Consider the following 14,895-nt stretch of genomic DNA (forward strand, 5'->3'; position numbering starts at 1 on the left):
GAACCTCGTAGCAGGCTACGAGGTTCCGCTCACATGCGGCGAAGCCGCTCAGTGCCCGACGACGACCGCACCCTCGGGAGCGGTGGGCAGCGGCCCCTTCTTCAACAGCGTGGCTGATAGCACCGCGCCCAGTAGGAAGATGCCCGACGCCCACCAGAAGGTGGTCGTGTAACTGGCGATCTCGGCATTGGCCTGCAGCAGTGCAGCATCGGTTGCCGTCGCCATGTTGGAGCTGACGTAACCGGTGGCCGCGTTTGCGGCGACGGTGCTCAGCAGGGCTGTGCCGATCGAGCCACCCACCTGCTGCATCGTGTTCACCGTGGCCGACGCGACGCCGGAGTCGTCCGGGTCGACGCCTGAGATTGCGCCCTGCATGGCCGGTGCCATGGTGGCGCCGAGGCCGAGGCCCATGATGATCAGGCCGGGCAGGATGTGCGTCACATAGCTGCTGTCGATCTGGATCTGCGTCAGCAGTCCCATGCCGATCGACGCGACGATCAGGCCGGTGGTCATGAGGATGCGGGGCCCGAACCGGGGCAGGATCAGCGCAGTGGACAGTGTCGCGGTGAGAATCAGCGACGCGATCATCGGCATGAACGCGAACCCGGTGGTGATGGGTGTGTACTTCAGCGTGTTCTGTAGGTAGTACGTCAGGAACAGGAACACCGCGAACATGCCTGCACCGGTGACGAATACGGCCAAGAACGATCCGGCCCGGGTGCGGTTCAGAACGATCCGCAACGGCAGCAACGGATGTGCGACGCGCCTCTGGATGGTCACGAATGCGGCGAGGAGTACGACACCTGCGGCGAGGAACCCGAGGGTGACCGGATTGCTCCAGCCGTCGGACTCGGCATGGGCGAAGCCGTAGACGATCGAGAACAGCGCAGCCGAGACGACGATCGTGCCGGGGATGTCGAGCTTGGGCCGGACGTCGACCTTGTGCTTGGCCAGGAACATCAAGCCGCCGACGAACGCGAGTGCTGCGAAGATCAGGTTGACGTACAGGCTCCAGCGCCAGTTGGCCCATTCGGTGAGCATGCCGCCGAGCAGCAGACCGAGTGCGCCGCCGCCGCCGGCGATGGCACCGAAGATGCCGAATGCCTTGGCTCGTTCCTTGGTGTCGGTGAAGGTGGTGGCCAGCAGCGACAGAGCCGCGGGTGCCAGAAGCGCACCGAAAACTCCCTGACCGGCGCGGGCTGCGACGAGCATGCCGAAGTTGACGGCGGCACCGCCCACCGCTGACATCAGCGCGAAGCCGACGAGACCGATGAGGAAGGTGTTGCGCCGTCCGAACAGGTCGCTCAGGCGTCCGCCGAGCAGCAGCAGGCTGCCGAACGCGAGTGCATACGAAGTGACCACCCAGGAGCGATCGGCATTGTCGAAGCCCAGGTCGAGCTGGGCGGCGGGGAGTGCAATGTTCACGATGGTCGCGTCGAGCACGACCATGAGCTGCGCCAGTCCGAGCGTGGCCAGAATCAGCCAACGATTCCGATGCGCGCGTTCGTCGACCGGCGCGGTGGTCGACGCGGCGTCGCCCACGTTCTCCGATGAAAGGGTGGTCATGGTGTCCTCGGTTCGACTATGCGGAGGTGTATCCTCCGGTTGTAGAGCGAAGGTAGCAGCTAAGTGGAGGAATGTCCTCCGCTTATCGGGTGAAACGGACATCGAATGAGTGTGAGAGCGGACACAGGGGCGTCGAAGCCCCTGCGGGCGGATGCCGAACGCAATCGACGCCGCATCGTCGACGCGGCTCGGGAGCTGTTCGCTTCTCGCGGTATCGACATCACCCTCGACGACGTTGCCGCGCACGCCAAGGTGGGCGTCGGCACCGTCTACCGGCGCTTTTCCTGCAAGGAAGAATTGATCGACGGCGTCTTCGAGCAGCGGCTCGAGGGCATGCTCGCCAGTGCCGAACGCGCCCTCGACACCGACGATGCCTGGGATGGGCTGGTCGGTTTTCTGTCCGACGTGTGCGAGCAGATGGCCTCCGATCGCGGCCTCGGCGACGTGGTGCTCGGATCCGACGAAGGCTGCCGCGGCATCGCGGAGGTGCGTCGACGCATCGATCCGTTCTTCGCGAAGATCGTCGCTCGCGCGCTCGAATCCGGTCAGTTGCGTCCGGACGTGGCCGTCACCGACTTCTATCCGGTTCTGGGGATGATCGGCTCCACCGTCGAGTTCTCCAGCCATGTCGATCCCGCGAACTGGCGTCGATACTTCACGGTGCTGCTCGACGGCTTGCGCGGTGACTCGGTGCCCCGATCGGAGCTCCCCGGCCGCCCCTTCACGGACGACGAAGTGGACACGGCCAAGGCGGCAATGCACGGCCGCCGTCGCTGACTGGTGAATCGTCCAACTCGGCCCTGTACGTTGTGTGCGCCGTCACGTAAGGTGCGTCACGGTAAGTGCTACGCGGGGTAGCGCACACCTGGCAACAGGTGTTCAACGTTAGGGGTTCGATTTGCGTTCGACGCGTGTCTTCGGTTCGGCCGTGGCAGTGATGGCAGTGTTCATGGGGGTGACTGCACCGGCCGTGTCGGCAGCACCGTCGACGGGTTCGACCGTCGAATCCGATTTCTACATCCCGCCGAGCCCGCTGCCCGCCGGCTCACCGGGTGATGTGATCCGTTCGGAGCCCTCGCATCTCGCACTGTCGGTGCCGGGAATCGGTGGCCCGCTCCCCGGTGCCGCGACTCGAATCATGTACCGCAGCAACGATTCCAACGACGCTGCCAATGCCGTCACCGGCACCTACATCGACCCCGCCGCGGAGTGGACCGGCCCGGGCCCTCGTCCGCTGGTGGTCCTCGCCCCTGGAACGCAGGGTCAGGGCGATCAGTGCGCGCCGTCGAAGATGCTCAACAACGTCATCACCTACACCCCGCCACTCGGATTCATGGTCGAGTACGAGGTTCTCGCGGCCTACTCGCTGTTGTCCCAGGGGTACGGCGTCGTCATCACCGATTACGAAGGTCTCGGCACCCCCGGTGCGCACACGTACGTCAACCGCGCAGCGGAAGGCCACGCTGTGCTCGACGCGGCGCGCGCGGCCCAGAAGCTGCAGGGCACGAAGATTTCCGCGGATGGCCCGGTCGCGGCTTACGGCTACTCCCAGGGTGGCGGGGCGGCCGCTGCCGCAGCGGAACTCGCCGACGAGTACGCACCCGAGATGAACCTCGTCGGCACCTACGCGGGCGCACCTCCGGCAGACCTGAAGGCAACCCTCGAGCAGGTCGACGGCACCATCCTCACGGGTGTCATCGGTTACACCCTCAACGGACTGCTCAACTCCGACCCCGGTCTCCAGCCGATCGTCGACGAGAACATCAACGACGCCGGCAAAGCGATGCTGAATCTGGTTGCGAATCAGTGTGTCGGAGAGACGATTCTGAACGTCGGGCTGCACCGCACCAACGAATACACCAAGACCGGCGAGCCGCTGTCGGTGGTGCTGGACAGGTTGCCCGTCGCCCAGGAGATATTGGCCAAGAACAAGATCGGTGAGCGGACGCCCAATGCTCCGGTGCTGATCCAGTCCGGTACGTCCGACGACATCGTGCCCCACGGCCAGGCAGTGGGCCTGGCCGGCGACTGGTGTGGCAAGGGCGCAACCGTGCAGCTGAGCGCCGCTCAGGTCCCGGCGATCGTCCCGGGCTCCGGTGCAGGACATCTGATTCCGGACATCCTGGGTCTCGGTGAGGCGCAGAGCTGGATCAAGGATCGGTTCTACGGAGTGCCTGCACCGTCGAACTGCTGATCCGCTGAAGTACGGCCCGTGCGAGTCAGCGCGGGCCGTACATGATCACCGCTACGCCGATCAAGGCGATCGACGCACCGGTGATGTCCCAGCGATCGGGTCGAAAGCCGTCGACCACCATCCCCCAGAGCAGTGATCCCGCGACGAACACTCCGCCGTACGCGGCGAGGATCCGACCGAAGTTGGCGTCGGGTTGCAGGGTCGCGACAAATCCATAGGCACCGAGAGCAATCACCCCGGCTCCAGCCCACAGCCACCCCTTATGCTCTCGAACCCCCTGCCACACCAACCATGCCCCGCCGATTTCGAGTAGGGCGGCGATGCCGAACAGTGCTATCGACTTCGACACAGTCATGTCGATCAGAGTCCCACAGCAGCGGCAGAGGTGTAGAAAGAGGTGTTCGGGGGTAAGGCCCAGCTGGGTCGAACGGTAGGGGTTGAGTACGAATGCGGGACAGTTACGCCGAGACGTTGGATGCGTTGGCGTCGAATTTGTCCGAGATGTGCCGAATCGCAGAGAAGGCGATGGCAGACGCCACGCGCTCATTGCTGACGGCAGACATCGTCCTGGCCGAGCAGACCATCGAATATCGCGACGAGATCGACACGCTCGCTGTCGAATGGGAGCACGGGGCATTCGGGTTCCTGGCACTGCAGGCACCCGTCGCCCACGATCTGCGCCGGGTCGTTTCCGGCATCAACATCGTCGCCGACCTTCAGCGCATGGGTGGCTTGGCCGTCCACATCGCGGAATTGGCCCGACGCCGTCATCCCGCCCACGTTCTCCCTCCCGAGGTCGAGGGCGTGTTCGACGAGATGGGTCGGGTAGCCGTCGCGCAGGCGAAGGTGACCCAGCGCGTTCTGGAAACCAGAGATGCCGAGCTCGCCGCCAGCCTGCGCATTCGAGACGAGGAAATGGACGATCTGCATCGCAGTCTGTTCATGCTGACGTCCGCACCCGACTGGCCGCACGGCGTGCCCGCAGCAGTGGACATCACGCTGCTCGGCCGGTTCTACGAGCGATATTCCGACCATACGGTCGAGGTGGCCAAACGCGTCATATTCCTGGTGACGGGTGAACGTCTCACCGACGAGTCATAGTCTGCGCGAACGGCTCGGAGATGGCAGGATCGGCACGATGAAACGTGATGTCTCCGCGTACCTCGACGTCGACGTGACCGAGGCCAGCACCCTCGAGTTTCAGATCGCGATCGCACCGCATCCAGGAACCGAAGTGTGGGAAGCGCTCTCGTTCACGCTCGACGGTCAACCGATCGAGGCTCAGGAGATCAGTGGTGCCCACGGCACCCGCATCCACAAGCTCTACGCCGGAGTCGGCAAACTCGAAGCGTCGTACTCGGCAACCGTCTACGGCAACACCGAGCCGGCACCGGTGTCCGATTACGATCTCTCGCTGTACCTGCGTCCCAGCCGGTACGCCGAGGCAGACAAGTTCTTCGGCTTCGCCGCAACGGAATTCGGCTCGTACCCGCCGTCGGAGAAATTGCTGGCCGAGGTGTCATCGTGGGTCGGCGCGCGGCTGAGCTACGTACCCGGCAGCAGCGACCCCATCGACGGTGCCGTCGACACCCTCCTGGCCGGTGCCGGAGTGTGCCGCGACTACACCCACCTGGTGGTAGCTCTGCTCCGCGCGGTGAACGTGCCGGCTCGGCTCGTCGCCGTCTACGCGCCGGGCTGCGATCCGATGGACTTCCACGCGGTCGCCGAGGCATTCGTCGAAGGCCAGTGGCGAGTGGTCGACGCGACATGCCTCGCTCCCAGGTCGACCCTGGTGCGCATCGCCACCGGACGCGATGCGGCAGACACGGCCTTCCTCGACAACCACGGCGGATCGATCATCCTCAACAGCGCCGTCGTCGGAGCGGTCGTCGACGGTCCCTTGCCCTTCGACGACATCACCCAGTTGGTGTCGATTACTTGATCGGGTCGCTCCTGGCACCGGATCGAATCACCGTTGGGCTGCGGCCGTGCGAATCTCTCTGTTGCGTGGTGTGCGGCAACGTCGTAGCCGTCGCCGTGGTTACCGGGGGGACTTCGAGCCCTCCGAGAACCCATGGGGTGCGGTCACATTGCCGGATGGATCGCACTTTCGTGGCGACATTCCCGGTGCGAGTGTGATGACTCTCGACGGTGACCCGGTCGAGGGAGTCACGTTGGTCAAACCGTCGGGTACCGGAGTGGACGTGGGCATTGCTGCATCGGAAACCGCCGTGGACCGGCCGCTCTTGCAGGCAACCGCTGTAGCCGTAGCCGGTTCGGTCGACTGAGAATCATGATCTTCATTGCCGGCTTCATGATCTTGGTGGTCGTATCGATTGCGGCTGCTCGTTCACGTGACGGCAAGTGCAAGGTCGCCGCCGCGCTGGTGTGGCTTCCCCTCGGCATTGCATTCCTGACGGTGTGGGTTTTCAGTCATCGGTGGGCGAACCAATCTGGTTGTCGCGACGCCTTTCCCGAGCATTTCGGGTACCGTCCACCGGATTACGAGGTGGCACCGTTTCCCGTCGAGGACCGGCAGACGTGGTGGCCGCTCGGTCGAGAATGCGTCGGCCGCGACTCCGACACCGGCATAGTTGTTGTCGAGCACACTGGCTGGGTTACAACCTTGATCGTGTATCCAGCTCTGACCTGTGCGGCGGGTGCACTGGCTGTGGTCGTCGTGAGAATGGCGGCTCTCGAACTACGCGCCGGCCGTGGGCGGTCGTGAGCTCGTCGCATCACTGGACGTCTCCCCGGGGGAATCGTTATCCGGCGCGGACGGTGCATGGCAGGATCGATGCCATGTCTCGCACTCTGCACCTCGTCGGCGATCCGGAGGCCGATGCCCTGCTCGCCGAGGATCCGTTCGCGTTGCTGATCGGCATGCTGCTCGATCAGCAGGTGCCGATGGAATCGGCGTTCGCCGGCCCGAAGAAGCTCGTCGATCGCCTCGGTGACCTGAAAGTCGACACCGTCGCCGACGCTGATCCCGAAGAGTTCGCGGCCCTGTGCGCGCAGACTCCCGCGGTGCATCGGTTCCCGGGTTCGATGGCCAAGCGCATCCAGGGTCTTGCGGCATTTCTGGTCGAGAACTACGACGGCACGCCGCAAGAGATCTGGACCCGCGAGAACCCCGACGGAGCCGAGGTGCTGAAGCGTCTCAAAGCCCTACCCGGCTACGGCGATCAGAAGGCGCGCATCTTTCTCGCACTGCTCGGAAAGCAGATGGGCGTCACTCCCGACGGGTGGCGTAAAGCCGCCGGAGCGTACGGCGACGAAGATGCGCGTCGGTCCATCGCCGACGTCGTCGACGAGAAATCCCTGCTCGAGGTACGCGAGTTCAAGAAGGCAGCGAAAGCGGCAGCCAAGAAGAAATAAGTTTGTCGGCACCCGTCGGTACGTTGTGGCAGAACATTCACCGGGGGGATGAGATGACCGAGAACATGGGGTACGAGGAGTGGCTGGCCTCGCTCGACGAGGACGAATTGACCGGCCTGCTGCGCCGTCGCCCGGACGTGGCCACCGACCCGCCGCCGCGCTCGTTCGGGTTGCTTGCGCAACTGCTGAGTGCCCCCTCCCGGGTGTCGATGCTGCCGCGTCGACTCGACAGCGGTGCGCTCGCTCTCCTCGAATTGTTCGCGCTCATGGGCGATCTGAGCCGCGCCGAGATCGGGCATTGGTCAAGTGAAGGATCGATCAACGAGACATCGCACATCGATGCAGCTCTCGCCACACTGACGGCCTACGGGTTGATCTGGCCGCGTTCCGCACTCGGCGCAGGCACCGTGGAATACACGCCTGTCGATCTGTCCGGGGTGTTCTCGCGTCCGTTCGGACTGGCTCTTCGGCAACGAAAGTTGTTCTTGCGCTGCGCCGTCGAGCAGGATCGGTTGGCGCTGCTCGCCCGTGTGGGCATCGACCCCGCGCTGGACCGGACTGAACGCGCGGACGCCGTCGCGGCCGCGATGACACCGGAGCGTATCCGCGCCTTGTACGAGGATGGCCCGGCCGAGATGCGAGAGATGTTGTCACGCTTCGTCGATGGCAATCCGGTGTCACTGATCTTCGACATTCCTCCGAATGCGGGGACGCCCGCATTCGAGCGAGGTCTGCTGTATCGACTGGACGGGCATCGCGTCGAGATGCCGTTGGAGGTGAGCATCGCGCTGCGCGGGGAGGGGTGGCAGTTGCCCATCGAGCTCGGCCCGCCGAGGTTTTCCACGCGCGCGCTCTCGCAGGACGACGTGCGGCGAACCCGGTCCATCGCCCTGCTGCAGTTCTGCGAACACACGCAGGCGTTGCTGACGACCGTCGACACCGACGGTCTGACGATGATGAAAACCGGTGGTGTCAGCGCCAAGGAGCTTCGGTCGCTGACTACGCGGTTGGGATTCGCCGACGAGCACGACACTGCGCTGATGCTGATGCTGGCGCGCGAGGCCGGGTTACTCGCAGAGCGGGGAAAGACCGGCGTTGCATTGACCTCCGCCTACGAAACATGGTCAACCAGCACGCGAGCCGAGCAGGCGGCGGCGTTGTTGGCCGCCTGGTGGTGTGCGCCGTTCACGCCCACCCATCGTGTGCCGCGAGCGTCGCAGAAGACCGTGCCGGTGCTCAAGAAGATGCTCGACGATCCCGTGGCAGCGGACCTGCGCGCAACCGCGCTGGCAGCCCTGGTGCGACACGATGACGACGACAGCCCGACGGCGGTGCTGTCCGCTCCCGACGAATTCGACCGCTACCTCGACTGGCACATTCCTGTCGTCGCAAGGAGCGCCGGGGAAGGCCATGGACCAGCGCTCTGGATCGAAGCCACTCGACTCGGGGTACTGGCCGACGGCGCACCGACCGATCTGTGCCGCATCCTCGCGGACTTTCCGGTCGGTCGAGACGCCGATCGTCGTCAGGTTGTCGCGGCCCTGACCGCGCAGTTACAGGACATGGCAGACCGGGTGCCGTTCTCGGTGCGACTGCTGCCCGATTCGACGGCGGTGGTGACCGGTCCACCGAGCACCGAGGTGGCATCGATTCTCGGCGCGGCCGCACAGCCCGAGTCGAGGGAAGTGGCGTCGGTCTGGCGATTCACCCCGGCGACGATCCGCAGTTTCTTCGGCACCGGCGGCACCGGCGACGAGCTGATCGAGGCCTTGGCCGCGATGTCCGACGGCGACGTCCCCCAAGCGTTGGCGTACACGATTCGAGACTGTTGGCGTACCTTCGGCGCGCTGGCCGTCCGAAAGATTCCGTGCGCCATCGTCTCCGAGGACGTCGTACTGCTCACCACCATCGAGGAGGACGAGGCCCTGGCGGTGCTGGAATTCCAACGGCTCGCGCCCACGGTCCTGGTCAGCTCGGCTACTCCCATCGACACGATCGCAGTGCTTCGCCGGCACGGATACTCCCCGGTGCGACATTCCGACACCGGCCGGCTCGAACTCGAGAGCGCGCCGCGAGTGCGTGCGGCGACCGACCGGACGACGCATCCGCCAGTCCATGGCACACCGCGCCGACGCGACCCACGCGAGCTGGCACGGCTCCTGCGCACAGGCGACCCGGGCGGCGTCGACCAGGCCCGAGTGCGAGCGTCGTTGCAACATCACAGCCGATTGCTGCCCAGGGAGCTCGACGCGTTGACCGACGCGGCAGCGCGGGGCACGCCCGTCTCGATCGACTACCAGAACTCCAAGGGAGCCATCGTGCGCCACGCGATCTCGGACGCACTGCAGGACGGAAACTGGCTGTACGCGCTCTCGGATTCCACCGGTACCAGGGAGAGCTTCGCGATCATGAACATCAGGGCGGTCTCCGCCGGCCCTCGGTGACGCGCGATGCAAGTCTGTCCGTGGTCGCCGGTACCCTTTCGGGCGTGGCCCTCTACCGGAAGTACCGTCCTGCGACCTTCGCCGAAGTCGTCGGTCAGGAGCACGTCACCGAACCGATCAGCGTGGCGCTCGATTCCAACAGAATCAACCACGCCTACCTCTTCTCCGGCCCGCGTGGCTGCGGAAAGACATCCTCGGCGCGCATCCTCGCCCGATCGCTGAACTGCGCCGAAGGGCCGACGTCGACGCCGTGCGGCGTGTGCAACTCCTGCGTTGCGCTCGCACCCGGCGGGCCCGGAAACTTCGACGTCGTGGAGATGGACGCGGCCAGCCACGGCGGCGTCGACGATGCCCGAGACCTGCGAGACAAAGCCGTGTACGCCCCGGCCGAGTCGCGCTACGTCATCTTCATCATCGACGAGGCACACATGGTGACCCCGGCAGGCTTCAACGCACTGCTCAAGGTCGTCGAGGAACCGCCGGAGCATCTGGTGTTCATCTTCGCGACCACCGAGCCCGAGAAGGTCCTGCCCACCATCCGCTCGCGTACCCACCACTACCCCTTCCGGCTGCTCGCGCCCTCGACGATGCGCGGGTTGCTCGAGAAGATCTGCGGCCAGGAGCAGGTCGCCGTCGACGATGCTGTGTATCCACTGGTCATCCGCGCCGGCGGTGGCTCGCCCCGTGACTCGCTCAGCGTCATGGATCAGCTGCTGGCCGGAGCCGGGCCCGAGGGCGTCACCTACCCGCGGGCGTTGTCGCTGCTCGGCGTCACCGACGTCGCACTCATCGACGAGGCCGTCGACGCATTGGCAGCGGGCGACGGCGGCGCACTGTTCGGCACCGTCGACAAGGTGATGGACGCCGGCCACGACCCCCGCCGCTTCGCCGTCGACCTGCTCGATCGGCTGCGAGATCTGATCCTGATGAAGGCCGTGCCCGACGCCGGAGAGCGCGGTCTGGTCGACGTGCCCGGCGACGTCCTCGAACGACTACGCGACGAGGCGGACCTACTCGGCTCGGCGACGCTCACCCGCTATGCCGAGATCGTGCACTCGGGCCTGGGCGAGATGCGTGGAGCGACGGCACCGCGTCTGCTGCTCGAAGTGATGTGTGCCCGCATGCTGCTCCCGTCCGCGTCCGATGCGGAATCGGCTGTGCTGCAACGACTCGAGCGGGTGGAGCGTCGACTCGACGTCACCCTTCCGGCGGGGGAGCAGGCGGCCGTCACACAGGCAACCGCAGATCCGACGCGACCGCAATTGCAACCTGCCGAGCAACCGGCACCATCGAATGCAGGGTCGGCCGCAGCCGCCCCGGCGAACAAGTTCCAGAGACCGTCTCAACGGCCTCCCGCCGCAGAAGCGGCTCCCGCGCCAGCACCGCCGGCTCCCGCACCTGCGCCCGTCGCGACCCCCGAACCTGTGGTGACGCCCGAGCCCGCCCCAACGCCCGAGCCCGCCCCAAGGCCCGAGTCCGCCCCAAGGCCCGAGCCTGTCGCAACGCCCGAGCCTGACCCGACGCCCGAACCTGCCCCAACCCCCGAGCCTGTCGCAACGCCGGACCCGGCTGCCGAGCCCGTTGTGGAACACCAACCTGCAGCAGCGGCCGATCAGGTGTCGGAGCCAGTGCCCGCCGCATCGTCCGATTCCGTTGCAGCGCAGCAGGATACAAAACCGACCTCCGTGCCCCACGAGGACTTTCCCCCGGAGCCGGAGGACGACTACGGCCCCGAACCGGAACCGATGTTCGAGCCGGAACCTGAACCCGCGGCGGCTCCGGCTGCAGCGTCGAACGAGCCCGACGCGGCCGCAGTGCGGGCGGTGTGGTCCGAGGTGCGCACGAAGGTACGAGACCGAAGCAGGACGGTCGAGGTGATGCTGTCCGGCGCTTCGGTGCGCACCGTCGAGAACGGCACCATCACCCTCGGCCACGATTCGGCCCCGCTGGCCAAGCGGCTCGAGGAGCCGCGGAACGCCGACGTCATTCGCGATGCCCTGCGTGATGTGTTCGGGGTGGAGTGGTCGGTCGTCTGTCTGGTCGGTGCTGCGGCACCACCGGAACAGTCATCAGCAAAAAAAGATGAACCGGCAGCGAAACCCGCGTCGCTGCCGAAGTTCTCGAGGCCGAGCCAGGCAGGGGCTTCTCGTCCCACGTCGGACGGCTTCGGATCAGCGGGCGATGGATCGACCGGAGATGCCGACATTCCGATGCCCGAAGCGCCGGACTACCCGGACGAACCCGAGCCGGTAGGGCCGCCGCCACCCGAGACGCCGGAGGACGAGGAAGAACTGCTCAAGGCCGCAGCCGAGCCTGCGGATCCCACGGTTCGCCGCGACCCCGAAACAGTGGCGATGGAACTGCTCGTCAGTGAACTGGGTGCGGTACCGCTCAAGGAGACCTGAGAGAACGGACGCGGAGGAGGGCTCGAGTGACACTGTCCGAAGGCACTCGTATCGGTGTGGCCGGAGCAGCAGTTGTCGGCGTCGCCTTCGGTATGGCCGGTATGCGTACGGGTTGACCCTTCCGTCTGTTCGGAACGATCTGGGACTCTCGGAGTTGGTTCTCGGTCTGATCGGTAGCGCCACCTTCGCGGGCTTCTTGGCCGCTCTCCTGCTGGCTGGGCCGTTGGCAGACCGCCGAGGTCCTCGGGCACCGACGACGGTGGGCGGGGTGTTCGGCGCGGTGGGTGCGGTGCTCGTCACATTCGCGCACTCGCCCTGGTTGCTCGCCGCGGGAGCGATCGCGGCCGGCAGCGCGGGCGGTTGGGTGTGGGCTCCCTACTCGGACATCGTGACGCGAACGGTGGCAGCCCGGCAGCAACCTCGTGCGCTTGCCACGATCACGACAGGCACAGGGGGCGGGCTCGTAGTGCTGGGGGCACTGGCCACCGTCGCACTGCTGGGTTCGTGGCGTGTGGTGTGGGCCGGTGTCGCCATCGCCGCCGTGGTCGCGGGCGTCGTCAACCTTCGCCTGGTTCCCCGGCCGCACCCACGACCGCGGAAGAACGGTGATCGCGGCACGTCCAGCCTGTTCCGTGCGCTGCGGATTCCCGGGGCATATTCGGTCGTGTATTTCGCGGTCGTGATCGTGTACTTCACCTACGCCGCGGACGTACTCGGCAGCGGAACCTTGCCGGCTGCCGCTGTCCCGGCGCTCTATGCGGTCATCGGGTGTACGGGTGTTCTGGCGCTTTCCACGGGAGCGATGGTCAGGCGTATCGGCAGCACGCGCGTCGCTGCGGCCTGTCTCGCAGCGGTAGGTGCTGCGCTGATGATTCTGGGGCTGGCTCCCAGTTCGCCGACGGCGGTTGCCGTCTCGGCGGCGATTTTCGGCGTCGGCTACATGACCGGGTCCGCGGTGCTCGCGGTATGGACCGCCGAGGTGGTGCCGGACCGCGCGGGAGCGGCATTCACTGCCTGCCTCGTCGTGGGAGCTGTGAGTTCGGTGGCCACACCGGCTGTGGCAGGTGCCGTCATACCCGGTCTCGGTCTGGGACCGCTGCTTCTGTGCAGTGCCGTCTTGTCTGTGCTCGGTGCGGTGGGTCTGTACATGCACAGCTGGGTTCGCCCGAACACCGCGACGCCGTAGCGGTCGAAAGGATCGGGCGAGAAGGGGCCGTCAGCCGACCGTGAGATCTTCGTTGTCTGCGAACACCAGGCGTCCACTGTCCAAAGCCACGCCCCAACGCCGCGCAACTGCCCACTCACGTGAGGTGGTGTCCGATGCCTGAACGCCGAAATCCTCGACGATCGATCCTGTTTCGTAGGCGTCCTGACCGGCTTTGCCATCGGTACCGGGGTTCTGAATGTGCACTTTGACGCGCGAGCCCACGGTCAATTCGTTGTCAGTTTCCATGGTCGATCTTCTTTCGCGCTCGGTAGATCTGATCTGACCGAGTTTCCCAGGTATGCGCCGTTCAAACCGAATCGGAGCTGTCGGGTCATCTACGACGCTCGTTTCGGTCCTTACGCCGGATCTTCCGGTCGCCTTACTGTGGCATGAGCTGAGGTCTGTCATGGCCTCGCACCGACGCGGTCGGCCGGGACGGTGATCGCGACAAGATCGAGTATGTGGAAGGAACTGCGCGCTGTGACTACAGAGGCATTCATTTACGAGGCCATCAGGACTCCCCGAGGCAAGGGCAAGAACGGCTCATTGCACTCGGTGAAGCCGATTTCCCTGGTGACGGGCCTGATCGACGAGCTTCGTCGACGTTTCCCCAATATGGACGAGAACCGAATCTCCGATCTCATTCTCGGTGTGGTCTCGCCTGTCGGCGATCAGGGTGCAGACCTCGCTCGTACGGCGGTCCTCGCGGCCAAGATGCCCGACACCGTCGGCGGATTTCAGCTCAACCGCTTCTGCGCGTCGGGCCTCGAGGCAGTCAACCTGGCCGCGCAGAAGGTGCGCTCGGGCTGGGACGAACTGGTCGTCGCCGGTGGCGTCGAGTCGATGTCTCGCGTGCCGATGGGCAGTGACGGCGGCGCATGGGCCATGGACCCGGCCACCAACTACGACACCTACTTCGCCCCGCAGGGCATCGGTGCCGACCTGATCGCCACCATCGAAGGCTTCACCCGCGAAGACGTCGACGCGTATGCCGTCCAGTCCCAGGAGCGCGCCGCAGCGGCGTGGTCCGGTGGCTACTTCGCCAAGTCCGTCGTTCCGGTCACCGACCAGAACGGTCTGCTGATCCTCGATCAGGACGAGCACATGCGTCCGGGCAGCACCGTCGAGTCGCTCGGCAAGCTGAACCCGGCATTCACCGGTATCGCGGCCATGGGCGGATTCGACGACGTCGCACTGCAGAAGTACCACTGGATCGAGAAGATCGATCACGTCCACACCGGCGGCAACAGCTCCGGCATCGTCGACGGCGCAGCCCTCGTCCTCGTCGGCAGCGAGCAGGCAGGTAAGGACCTCAACATGGTCCCGCGTGCCCGCATCGTCGCGACGGCCACCAGCGGTGCCGACACGACCATCATGCTCACCGGACCGACGCCGGCGTCGAAGAAGGTTCTCGCCACCGCGGGCCTGACCGTCGACGACATCGATCTGTTCGAGCTCAACGAGGCATTCGCTTCCGTCGTGCTGCGTTTCCAGAAGGATCTCAAGATCCCGAACGAGAAGCTCAACGTCAACGGCGGTGCCATCGCCATGGGCCATCCGCTCGGTGCCACCGGAGCCATGATCACCGGAACTGTGCTCGACGAGCTCGAGCGCCGCGGCGGCCGATACGCGTTGATCACCCTGTGCATCGGCGGCGGCATGGGTGTTGCCACCATCATCGAGCGAGTCTGAGGCTGAGAC

The 14,895-nt window shown here is 65.7% G+C and carries 14 protein-coding genes; 11 read left to right on the top strand and 3 right to left on the bottom strand.

Annotated features, from left to right (window positions below; translation table 11 throughout):
- Positions 1-48 precede the first annotated feature (48 nt).
- Positions 49-1,566, bottom strand: a complete 1,518-nt coding sequence (locus ACIGGF_RS13300; RefSeq protein ID WP_397521780.1) for a DHA2 family efflux MFS transporter permease subunit — start codon at positions 1,564-1,566, stop codon at positions 49-51.
- Positions 1,567-1,671: 105 nt separating this feature from the next.
- Here ACIGGF_RS13300 and ACIGGF_RS13305 point away from each other — a divergent pair, with 105 nt between their 5' ends.
- Positions 1,672-2,343, top strand: coding sequence for a TetR/AcrR family transcriptional regulator (locus ACIGGF_RS13305; protein ID WP_397521781.1), 672 nt, complete (start codon positions 1,672-1,674; stop codon positions 2,341-2,343).
- 160 nt (positions 2,344-2,503) lie between these two features.
- Positions 2,504-3,760: a lipase family protein gene (locus ACIGGF_RS13310; RefSeq protein ID WP_397521866.1), complete on the top strand. Its 1,257-nt coding sequence runs from the start codon at positions 2,504-2,506 to the stop codon at positions 3,758-3,760.
- A 25-nt stretch (positions 3,761-3,785) separates the two neighbouring features.
- Here ACIGGF_RS13310 and ACIGGF_RS13315 read toward each other — a convergent pair whose 3' ends face one another.
- Entirely contained in the window at positions 3,786-4,115 is a 330-nt protein-coding gene (locus tag ACIGGF_RS13315; RefSeq protein WP_397521782.1) for a YnfA family protein, read from the bottom strand.
- Between the two features lie 92 nt (positions 4,116-4,207).
- Between ACIGGF_RS13315 and phoU the strand changes: the two genes are divergently transcribed.
- From phoU to ACIGGF_RS13355, 8 genes are all read left to right on the top strand, one after another.
- Positions 4,208-4,861: a phosphate signaling complex protein PhoU gene (gene phoU, locus ACIGGF_RS13320; protein WP_397521783.1), complete on the top strand. Its 654-nt coding sequence runs from the start codon at positions 4,208-4,210 to the stop codon at positions 4,859-4,861.
- A gap of 37 nt (positions 4,862-4,898) precedes the next feature.
- Positions 4,899-5,702, top strand: coding sequence for a transglutaminase family protein (locus ACIGGF_RS13325; RefSeq protein WP_397521784.1), 804 nt, complete (start codon positions 4,899-4,901; stop codon positions 5,700-5,702).
- A 46-nt stretch (positions 5,703-5,748) separates the two neighbouring features.
- The gene (locus tag ACIGGF_RS13330; RefSeq protein ID WP_397521785.1) at positions 5,749-6,048 is read left to right on the top strand and encodes a hypothetical protein; all 300 of its coding nucleotides are present in this window, start codon (positions 5,749-5,751) and stop codon (positions 6,046-6,048) included.
- A 5-nt stretch (positions 6,049-6,053) separates the two neighbouring features.
- On the top strand, positions 6,054-6,488 hold the full coding sequence (locus tag ACIGGF_RS13335) for a hypothetical protein (protein ID WP_397521786.1): 435 nt from the start codon (positions 6,054-6,056) through the stop codon (positions 6,486-6,488).
- Positions 6,489-6,562: 74 nt separating this feature from the next.
- Positions 6,563-7,138, top strand: coding sequence for an HhH-GPD-type base excision DNA repair protein (locus ACIGGF_RS13340; RefSeq protein WP_397521787.1), 576 nt, complete (start codon positions 6,563-6,565; stop codon positions 7,136-7,138).
- Between the two features lie 53 nt (positions 7,139-7,191).
- Entirely contained in the window at positions 7,192-9,582 is a 2,391-nt protein-coding gene (locus ACIGGF_RS13345) for a helicase-associated domain-containing protein (protein WP_397521788.1), read from the top strand.
- A 44-nt stretch (positions 9,583-9,626) separates the two neighbouring features.
- Positions 9,627-11,987 (top strand): DNA polymerase III subunit gamma and tau, encoded by a 2,361-nt coding sequence (locus ACIGGF_RS13350; RefSeq protein ID WP_397521789.1) that lies wholly within the window; start codon positions 9,627-9,629, stop codon positions 11,985-11,987.
- 112 nt (positions 11,988-12,099) lie between these two features.
- A complete protein-coding gene (locus ACIGGF_RS13355; protein ID WP_397521790.1) occupies positions 12,100-13,173 on the top strand; it encodes an MFS transporter in 1,074 nt (357 codons plus the stop codon).
- Positions 13,174-13,203: 30 nt separating this feature from the next.
- Here the strand turns inward: ACIGGF_RS13355 and ACIGGF_RS13360 are convergent, their stop codons facing one another.
- Entirely contained in the window at positions 13,204-13,440 is a 237-nt protein-coding gene (locus tag ACIGGF_RS13360; protein WP_397521791.1) for a hypothetical protein, read from the bottom strand.
- Between the two features lie 234 nt (positions 13,441-13,674).
- On the opposite strand from ACIGGF_RS13360, the gene ACIGGF_RS13365 reads away from it, so the two are divergent.
- Positions 13,675-14,886: an acetyl-CoA C-acetyltransferase gene (locus ACIGGF_RS13365; protein WP_397521792.1), complete on the top strand. Its 1,212-nt coding sequence runs from the start codon at positions 13,675-13,677 to the stop codon at positions 14,884-14,886.
- Positions 14,887-14,895 lie beyond the last annotated feature (9 nt).

Origin of the sequence: Rhodococcus sp. NPDC078407, assembly GCF_044542515.1 — a bacterium.
In the GTDB taxonomy this organism is placed as follows: Bacteria; Actinomycetota; Actinomycetes; order Mycobacteriales; family Mycobacteriaceae; genus Rhodococcoides.

What these genes read in the sequence shown, in the direction of transcription:
- ACIGGF_RS13340 (WP_397521787.1), top strand. Translation starts at nt 6,563, where the DNA reads ATGTCTCGCACTCTGCACCTCGTCGGCGATCCGGAGGCCGATGCCCTG.
- ACIGGF_RS13345 (WP_397521788.1), top strand. Translation starts at nt 7,192, where the DNA reads ATGACCGAGAACATGGGGTACGAGGAGTGGCTGGCCTCGCTCGACGAG.
- phoU (WP_397521783.1), top strand. Translation starts at nt 4,208, where the DNA reads ATGCGGGACAGTTACGCCGAGACGTTGGATGCGTTGGCGTCGAATTTG.
- ACIGGF_RS13305 (WP_397521781.1), top strand. Translation starts at nt 1,672, where the DNA reads ATGAGTGTGAGAGCGGACACAGGGGCGTCGAAGCCCCTGCGGGCGGAT.
- ACIGGF_RS13310 (WP_397521866.1), top strand. Translation starts at nt 2,504, where the DNA reads ATGGCAGTGTTCATGGGGGTGACTGCACCGGCCGTGTCGGCAGCACCG.
- ACIGGF_RS13325 (WP_397521784.1), top strand. Translation starts at nt 4,899, where the DNA reads ATGAAACGTGATGTCTCCGCGTACCTCGACGTCGACGTGACCGAGGCC.
- ACIGGF_RS13315 (WP_397521782.1), bottom strand. Translation starts at nt 4,115, where the DNA reads ATGACTGTGTCGAAGTCGATAGCACTGTTCGGCATCGCCGCCCTACTC.
- ACIGGF_RS13360 (WP_397521791.1), bottom strand. Translation starts at nt 13,440, where the DNA reads ATGGAAACTGACAACGAATTGACCGTGGGCTCGCGCGTCAAAGTGCAC.
- ACIGGF_RS13335 (WP_397521786.1), top strand. Translation starts at nt 6,054, where the DNA reads ATGATCTTCATTGCCGGCTTCATGATCTTGGTGGTCGTATCGATTGCG.
- ACIGGF_RS13300 (WP_397521780.1), bottom strand. Translation starts at nt 1,566, where the DNA reads ATGACCACCCTTTCATCGGAGAACGTGGGCGACGCCGCGTCGACCACC.